Below are 8,103 nucleotides of genomic sequence, written 5' to 3' on the forward strand. Positions count from 1 at the left end.
AACCCTTGCCTTTTTTCGCCGTCACAGTAGAATCATGAAATACACCGTCATTGCGGGTGGCTTGCTCATGCTGGTCATCGGCGTCCTGATGATCGCAGGGCTTTACGGCGGATGAACTTAAAGAAAAGGATGACTTCATGAAAACAAATCATCATAAAAAAAGAAGGACGCTGCGGTTTGCAGGCTTGCTATTGCTCGTGGCCCTGCTTGTTTCTGTATCTGCCTTGACCGCCTGCGGGAAAAAGAACCCCGGCTCTGTCAAGGGAAGCGAGCCTGCCACCAGCGAAACCAGGGCCACTGAGGATGATCAGACAACGGAGCCGACTGAGGAACGGATTAAGGCTTTTGATTTCAGCCTCACCGACCAGTATGGCAAGGAACACAAGCTTTCGGATTACCAGGGACGGGTCATATTCCTTAACTTCTGGGCGACCTGGTGCCCGCCTTGCAAGCAGGAAATGCCGGATATCGAAAACCTCTACAAAGATCATGGCATGAACCAGGAAGATCTGGTCATCCTGGCGGTCGCCTACCCCGATGAAGACGGTTCCGCATCAGCTCAGCGGGAGAAGGATGTTGAGGGCATCAAAGCCTTTCTGCTTGAAAATAATTTCACCTTCCCGGTTCTCATGGACACCCGCGGGGAGGCCTTCGGCCAGTATCAGATCACCGGCCTGCCGACCACCTTCATGATCGACCACGAAGGCTATTTCATCGGCTATGTTCAAGGCGCCTTGCCACGGGAGCTGATGGATCAATTCGTCAATGACGCGCTGAATGCCATGGGCCACTGAACCTGCCCGGAGCTGCCTGTGTTAGAATAAACCGGCAGATTGACTGCCGGGAGGAACACATGCTCGATTTAATTTATATCCGCAATCAACCGGAGGAAGTGGCAAAGAAGCTGGCGCGAAGAGGCTTTGTCGTCGACTTCACCGAATTTTTGGCGGCCGATGCGGAGCGCCGGGCGTTGATGCACCAAACAGAAGAATTGAAGGCGGAGCGCAATCGGAAGTCGGCGGAGGTCCCCCTGATTAAAAAACAAAAGGGCGATGTCAGCGTTTTAACTGAAGAACTGAGGCAGCTGAGTGAAACGATCCGGGACAAGGACAACCGGATCAAAGAAATGAATGACGAGCAGCAGAAATTTCTTGCCACCCTGCCCAACATCCCCGCTGACGATATCCCCTCGGGCGGCAAGGAAAATAATGAGGTGGTTTCTGTCTGGGGAGAGCCCATGTCGGTTGAATCAGCCACGAAAAACCATGTTGACCTGGTCGAATCATGCGGCATGATCGATTACGGGCGGGGGGCCAAGCTCTCGGGGAGCGGTTATTGGATTTACCGGGGCCCCGGCGCCATTCTCGAGTGGGCCCTGCTCAATTATTTCATTGAACAGCACCTGAAAGACGGTTATGAAATGATCCTGCCGCCGCACATTCTCAACTACCAATGCGGCTATGTGGGCGGCCAGTTTCCCAAATTCGAGGACGATGTCTTCCAGCTCCGGGGAGGGGGGGACCAGTTCCAGTTTATTCTTCCGACGGCAGAGACAGCCCTGACCAACATCCACGCAGATGAGATATTGAAGGAGGCGGAGCTGCCAAAAAAATACTTTGCCTTTACCCCTTGTTACCGGCGCGAAGCGGGATCCTACCGGGCGGATGAGCGCGGCATGATCCGCGGCCATCAGTTCAATAAAGTTGAAATGTTTCAATACACACGGCCCGGGGATTCGGAAGACGCTTTTGAAGAACTGGTGAACAAAGCCTCGCGACTGGTCGAGGGGCTTGGACTGGTTCACCGTATCAGCCGGCTGGCAGCAGGCGACTGCAGCGCCGGCATGAAAAAGACCTATGATATCGAAATCTGGATACCAAGCATGCAGATCTACAAAGAGGTGAGCTCGGTTTCGACTGCCGGGGACTACCAGGCAAGGCGCGGCAATATCCGCTACAGGCAGTCCGATACGGGCAAGACCGAATTCTGCCACACATTAAACGGTTCAGGGCTGGCGACATCACGCGTCATCCCCGCTATCGTCGAGCAGTGCCAGCTGCCCGATGGATCCATCCGGGTGCCCGAAGTCCTGGCGCCCTGGATGCATGGCATCGAGGTCATCCACCCGGTCGAACCGGATCATGACTGATCACTTCCGGTCTGTTCGCCGCGAGGGCCTGTTTGAACATACTGAGCGCGGGTCCCGCTTCATTGGGATCTGCCGCCCCATCTCAGGGGAAGAAGATGCAGCTGCCCTTCAAGATGATGCGCGCCGGCGCTACCCGGAGGCCCGGCACTATGTGTACGCATGGAGGATCGACTCCCCCTTGCGGCTTCAGCGTTTTACAGATGACGGCGAGCCGCACGGCACTGCCGGCCGGCAATTGCTCGGCGCTCTGCTGGCCGAACGCATCGACCGGGCAGCCATTCTGGTTGTCCGCTATTTCGGCGGCATTCTCCTTGGAACCGGCGGCCTGTCGAGAGCTTACGCCAAAGCCGCCCGGGGAGCCCTTTCCGACGCGGGCCCCGTCCGCCTGATCCGTTGTCAGCTCTATATGCTGGAGACAGATTATCCGGTTTTCCATCTCCTTGAAAACCGGCTCCGTTCAGCAGGTTTTTATCAGGAGCTGCCCGAATACGGTGCGCGCGTGCGCCAGCTTGTGGGCGCGGAAAGATCCAGGGCAGATGAACTCCGCCAGCTGGTCATGCAGGTTTCCGGCGGGGCAGCCATGCTCGAGCCTTGCGGCGAACGCTGGGTCGAGGAATCTTCTTAAGCCAAAGCCCTCTCAGCCACATGTATAATAAGCTTGCGGGGAGCGGACAGGCGAACCCCCTGACCGTATCCCCGGAATTATCCTTCCGGAGGTCAGCCATGGCGGGACATTCCAAATGGAGCAATATCAAACGCCGCAAAGAGGCGGTTGATGATCAGCGCGGTAAGATTTTCTCGAAACTGGGCCGCGAACTTCAGCAGGCCGTCCGGTCCGGGGGGCCGGATCCTGCCACCAATTCCCTCTTGCGTGACGCGATTGCCAAAGCGAAATCCTATAATATGCCCAACGACAATATCAAGCGGTCAATCGAACGGGCGTCAGGCGAAGGCGCCAGCGAAGCTTATGAAGAGATCTACTACGAGGGATACGGGCCCGGCGGTGTCGCTGTCATGGTCCGCGCCCTTACCGATAACCGGAACCGGACAGCCGGTGAAATCCGCCACCTGTTCAGCAAGTTCGGGGGAAATCTTGGGACGGACGGCTGCGTTTCCTTTCAATTTGATCGCAAAGGTGTCCTGATCCTTGAACGCACGGAAACACTCGACGAGGATGCCGTCTTCATGGATGCACTTGAGGCAGGTGCCGGGGATGTCGATCTTGATGATCCGCATATGATCGAAATCACGACGCCGCCCGACCTTTACGGACCCGTCAGGGATCGCCTGTCCGAAAAATATGACTTGATCGAACAGCGCCTGGGGCCTGTTCCTATCAACATGGTGATCCTTTCATCAGAAGAAGAGATTGAGAACATGGACAAGCTGATCGAACGGTTGGAAGACAATGACGATGTCCAGGATGTTTACCACAACTGGGAACAGGAGGATTAGGCAGCCCGATGGCAAGCGGATGGTTTAGACGCAAAAGAGGTAACACCCAGCCTCTGGACCGGCCGGCTGAATCCCCGCCAGCCGAATTGCCGCAGCGCCACCAAATCGATTTTCCCATTAAACCCCTGGGGAGGCTGGCCGATGCGGTCATTGCGCAGATGAATGAGAGCGCCGAAGCTTATGAGGCGCAAACGCAAAAGGAAATCCGCCGGCTGCTCTCACAAATTGCCGTCGTCTCTTTCATTGGATCGAGCGGAAGCGGTAAATCAACAAGGGCTATCCGGGTGGCCCGCGAATACAAGATCGACTACATCATCGATGACGGGCTCCTGATCCGCGGCAGCACCATCATTACGGGAACTTCGGCCAAGCGGGCAGAGACGAAAATGGAGTCAGTCAGGCAGGCCATGTTCCTTGATCCGGTCAGGGCGGAAAACATGCGCCGTGCCCTGATTGAACACCTGCCAAGCGCCCTCATGATACTGGGAACCTCCGAGGCCATGCTCTCCCGCATCTGTGACAATTTGTGGCTGAACCAGCCATCCATCAAGATCAGGATTGAGGACGTGTCGTCAGAGGAGGAGCGCAATCAGGCGCGCCAGACACGGCTGAGTGAGGGCAAGCATACCATTCCCGTGCCCAGCATGGAGATCAAGCATGAATTTTCCGGTTATCTGGCTCAACCGCTGGCAAAGTTCTGGCAGAAATTCGATTTCGGTGTCTTCGGGCAGTCAAGTGCCCTGACCGCTTCCGAGCAGGACCGGACGGTGGTCCGTCCGACTTTTTCCACGCTCGGAAGCTATGCCATGTCCGACCAGGCCATGAAAGATCTGATTAGCCTGCTTGCTGTTGAAGTGGATGGGGTTGAACAGGTCGTCCATCAAAAAATCCACAAGGAACCCTACGGCATTATCCTGGATTTGGATCTGTCCATCTATTATGGATCAAGCGCCCAGTCCGTGCTGGCGGAGGTCCAGGCAGCTGTCAGTTCAGGTGTCGAGCAATACACCGCCGTCAACGTTCTGGCCGCCAATGTGCGGGCCGTGCGTGTCACAAAAAACGATGGCAAAAAAGGCGTCCGTCAGAAAGGGTCGCGCGTCAGCCGGCCGTCACCTTCAAAAGAAAAGGGCGGGCTGGAATAGGCAGGCAGGGCGCCGGTCCGTATCTCATAAACTGCTTTCAGGCGTGCCCCCAATTCCCGGATGATCATGTAGCCGTTCGACGCGTAAAGCCTGGGGTCAGTGGCGTAACCCGACGCTGCAACCCCCAGCCGGTCCGCCAGGAAAAGCGCTCTTTGCAGGTGGAAACGCTGAGTCGCAATGATGGCGGTGTCGATCCGGAAAACATTTTTGGCCCGGAAGATGGTGTCATAGGTGTCAAGGCCGTAGTGGTCCATGAGGATGGCCTGATCGGGAATGCCCTGCTCGACAAGGTAGCGGTGCATGACCAGGGGTTCATTGTAATTGTCTTCCCTGTGATCACCTGAAACCAGGATGCGCTCGGAAAAACCCGCCCGGTATAGTTCGACTGCGCCGTCAAGCCGGTCCTGCAGCATGGGTGAGGGCCGCCTGTTGGCGATGACCGAGGCTCCCGGAACGATAATGCAATCGACCTTTGGCGGCAGCTGCTCCATGGTCCTGATCATGGCATTGCCGCTTAGGGTAATGGATAAATAAACATAGAAAATCGTTGATGAAAGAGCGAGCGCGAGCCCCAGAATCAAGGCAAAGCCCGCAAGCAGGAAGCGAATTAGCCGGTCAAACAGCCGGCCAAGGATTTTGGAGCGGTCTGTCATGGCCTTCATGTTAAAATAAGCAGGAAGCATTGTCCATTGAAATTGACTGAAAGAAGACGGATCCATTGCCATCTGATCGTTCAAAGCGGGCTGTTTACATGAAAAGGCGGACAGGGAAGCCTTTGCTTTTCCTGGCTGCGGCCCTTGCCGGAGTCCTCTTGATCGCCGCCTGTTCGCCACGGCCGCCGGCTGATCCTGACCCGGAACCGACCCCGGTGCCAACCAGGATGCCGGCTGCCGAACCAACAGAGGACGGCAATGCTGCGCATCAGTACCGGGGCCTTCCGGGCCTGCCGGACCAGAGGTTGACCATCGCTTTGGCCCAACCGGAAGATTGGAATCTCAACCCATTCAAGTCCGGCCGGCACCTGTTCCCGGTCGATCCCTGGGGCTATTACCAGCCTCTCTACCAGACCCTGCTTCAATATGACCCGGTTCTCATGGACTATGTACCGGTTCTGGCGGAAAAGGTGCGGTACGAGGCGGGTATCCTTTCCATCATTTTGCCTGAGGGCGGCCAATGGCAGGACGGCTTTCCCCTTACAAGCGAAGACGTCCTTTTTTCAATCCAAGCCAACCGGAAATACGGAACAGAGGCAGGGGAAGTCCTCAATGACCTGATTGCAGGCACAGACGGGACAGGCCGGTTTTCGCTTGAGATCCATCTTAACCGGGAAAAGGAAAATGCGGGCCTGCAGTGCATGGATGCGCTGACCCACCTCCTGATCCTGCCGGAACACCACTGGAAGACAGTTGTTTCACATGCCGGAACCTGGGAACAGCTGCAGGACCAGACCCTTCCACTAACAGGGTCAGGTCCCTGGACCCTTTGGCGGGCGGATGAGTTTGCCCTGTCTTTTGTCCGCACTTCCAAAGAAGCGGAGGAAGCGGGACAGCCGGTTTACCTCTGCGTCTTGAAATATTCCGATCACAAGTTCTCGGAGGAGGCGTTTTTGCGTTCTGATCTTGGCCTGGTGGTGGGTGTTGGCCCATCGGAACCGGCACCTGCCTGGGCAACGGGCGGAACGGAGGAGGAAAGGGGTGTCATTCTCGGCGGCGAAAGGCTGACAGGGATCACGGTCAATCCATCCGGCGACCCGTTGCTGCAAAACAGATCTTTCCGCCGGCTGCTCGGCCTGGCAGCGGATCGGGCGGATGCAGTGATGATTCCCTCAACCGGGGCGCAGCTCAATGGCGAGCACCTTGCATCCCTCCTGCTGGGAGCCGATGACGAAACAATCAGCCGTCTGGCAGGCGAGGCAGGTTTAAGCCGGGAGCATGGAGCTCTCTATTTCTCAATAAACGGCCAGGATCTTCCCCCGCTCAGCTTGACCTTTCCGGACGGACAGGCCCGGGCCGGGCAGATCTGCGAAAACTTTGCGGAAGCTGCAAGGGAACTCGGTATCATGGTTTCTTTGAAGCGTGTTTCGCCCGCGGCCTGGAAACAGGCACACGACACAGGGAACTACGCCCTGATTTATACGGAAACGGATATAGATGAATCGGTCATGGCCTGGGTTGCCAGACTTCAGAAAATTCCCGGGATCACGCTTGATCAAAATGGAGGGTCCATGGCGGAATTTGATGGAAGGGCAGGTGGTGAGATCATGACCTCGATTGAGCAGGCGCATTTTTCGGGTGAACTGAAGGCAGTGATCGAAAAACTGGCCGGCTGGATCATCCGTGAGGGTATCTTTTTCCCGCTGGCGGCCGAGGAGATGGCAGGGGGGTATTTGAACCGGGAAGAGGCAGGCACTTTCGATTTATCTTCCATTTTTGCCCTTAAGGTCCGAGTGAAGGCTCCAGCCCTTCAACCGTAAAGACGGATAACCTCCAGGCGGTGATTCGGGGCTCCCCGTTGCGACGCAGCGATCGCCATCTCGGTTTCGAGTCAGATAGATTGTGATACAGGCCTGCATGGCCGGAAACGCTAAATCATGGACCTTTGAAGCTGCGCGGAAATTGCACGTCACAGCACTTTCATTCAATATGAAGGAAAATGGCAAGCCGCCGGAACCATGAGGTTCCGGCGGCTTTCAGATGGTGGGAGCAACCGGGCTCGAACCGATGACCCCTTGCTTGTAAGGCAAGTGCTCTCCCTGCTGAGCTATGCTCCCTCACTGGCTGAACGTTGACAGTCTAGCACATCGGGCTGCATCCGCAAAACGCGCCAATTCGGCGCATCAGGCCTCTTTTGGTTGAGAGTCGGTCAATCAACATGGATAATCCAGTTGTTATGACCCGGCCGCTGCAAATATTCGCCAAGCGTCTCAGAGAACTGAGAAAGGAGATGTCCCTCCGTCAGGAGGATATTGCCAAGGATTTGAATGTCAGCAGGCAGACCATTTCAAAATATGAACGAGGAGTCCGCGAGCCGGATTTCTGCATGTTGATTAAATTGGCCGATTATTACAAGGTGTCGATTGATTTTCTTTTTGGCCGGGTCCAGGGGAAGAAACTCCTTTATTCCAATTTGTCTTCCGGGAAAATGGATTTACACTCTAAAGTTGCCGAAAAAGGTGACTGGGAAAAATAAGATCAGCAAGTCAAAATGGAGTGGCCGAAGGCCTGTTTTGTGCCGATAAATGACACGCTAAGCTGGACAGTCGAGAAGGAAGCCAGGAAAACTTGAAAAGAAATCACCATCGGCCTTTGGCAGGGATTTAAAAAGCGCCGCAAAATGAAGATAAATGTTAGAATGAGC

At 55.6% G+C, this 8,103-nt stretch carries 8 protein-coding genes and 1 tRNA gene; 7 read left to right on the top strand and 2 right to left on the bottom strand.

Annotated features, from left to right (window positions below):
- Positions 1-137: 137 nt before the first annotated feature.
- The 5 genes from GX839_06715 (at position 138) to GX839_06735 (ending at position 4,746) form a co-directional block, all read left to right on the top strand.
- Complete coding sequence (locus tag GX839_06715; protein ID NLB05149.1) at positions 138-794, top strand: TlpA family protein disulfide reductase; 657 nt, start codon at positions 138-140, stop codon at positions 792-794.
- A 59-nt stretch (positions 795-853) separates the two neighbouring features.
- Entirely contained in the window at positions 854-2,149 is a 1,296-nt protein-coding gene (serS, locus tag GX839_06720; GenBank protein NLB05150.1) for a serine--tRNA ligase, read from the top strand.
- Positions 2,142-2,774, top strand: coding sequence for a YigZ family protein (locus tag GX839_06725; GenBank protein NLB05151.1), 633 nt, complete (start codon positions 2,142-2,144; stop codon positions 2,772-2,774). The genes serS and GX839_06725 overlap by 8 nt, the downstream gene beginning before the upstream one ends.
- 98 nt (positions 2,775-2,872) lie before the next feature.
- Positions 2,873-3,604 carry a YebC/PmpR family DNA-binding transcriptional regulator gene (locus tag GX839_06730; protein NLB05152.1) on the top strand — a complete coding sequence of 244 codons (732 nt, stop codon included), beginning with the start codon at positions 2,873-2,875 and terminating at the stop codon, positions 3,602-3,604.
- 8 nt (positions 3,605-3,612) lie between these two features.
- Entirely contained in the window at positions 3,613-4,746 is a 1,134-nt protein-coding gene (locus GX839_06735; GenBank protein ID NLB05153.1) for an Asp23/Gls24 family envelope stress response protein, read from the top strand.
- Here the strand turns inward: GX839_06735 and GX839_06740 are convergent.
- Positions 4,686-5,399 (bottom strand): DUF218 domain-containing protein, encoded by a 714-nt coding sequence (locus GX839_06740; GenBank protein NLB05154.1) that lies wholly within the window; start codon positions 5,397-5,399, stop codon positions 4,686-4,688. The two genes, GX839_06735 and GX839_06740, sit on opposite strands and share 61 nt — an antisense overlap.
- Positions 5,400-5,497: 98 nt before the next feature.
- Between GX839_06740 and GX839_06745 the strand changes: the two genes are divergently transcribed.
- Positions 5,498-7,219 carry a hypothetical protein gene (locus GX839_06745; GenBank protein ID NLB05155.1) on the top strand — a complete coding sequence of 574 codons (1,722 nt, stop codon included), beginning with the start codon at positions 5,498-5,500 and terminating at the stop codon, positions 7,217-7,219.
- Positions 7,220-7,440: 221 nt separating this feature from the next.
- Here the strand turns inward: GX839_06745 and GX839_06750 are convergent.
- Positions 7,441-7,516 (bottom strand) — tRNA-Val (locus tag GX839_06750).
- A 119-nt stretch (positions 7,517-7,635) separates the two neighbouring features.
- On the opposite strand from GX839_06750, the gene GX839_06755 reads away from it, so the two are divergent.
- A complete protein-coding gene (locus GX839_06755) occupies positions 7,636-7,935 on the top strand; it encodes a helix-turn-helix transcriptional regulator (GenBank protein NLB05156.1) in 300 nt (99 codons plus the stop codon).
- The last annotated feature ends 168 nt before the right edge of the window (positions 7,936-8,103 follow it).

It is taken from the genome of Fastidiosipila sp. (genome assembly GCA_012511175.1).
Classification (GTDB): domain Bacteria; phylum Bacillota; class Clostridia; order Saccharofermentanales; family DTU023; genus UBA4923.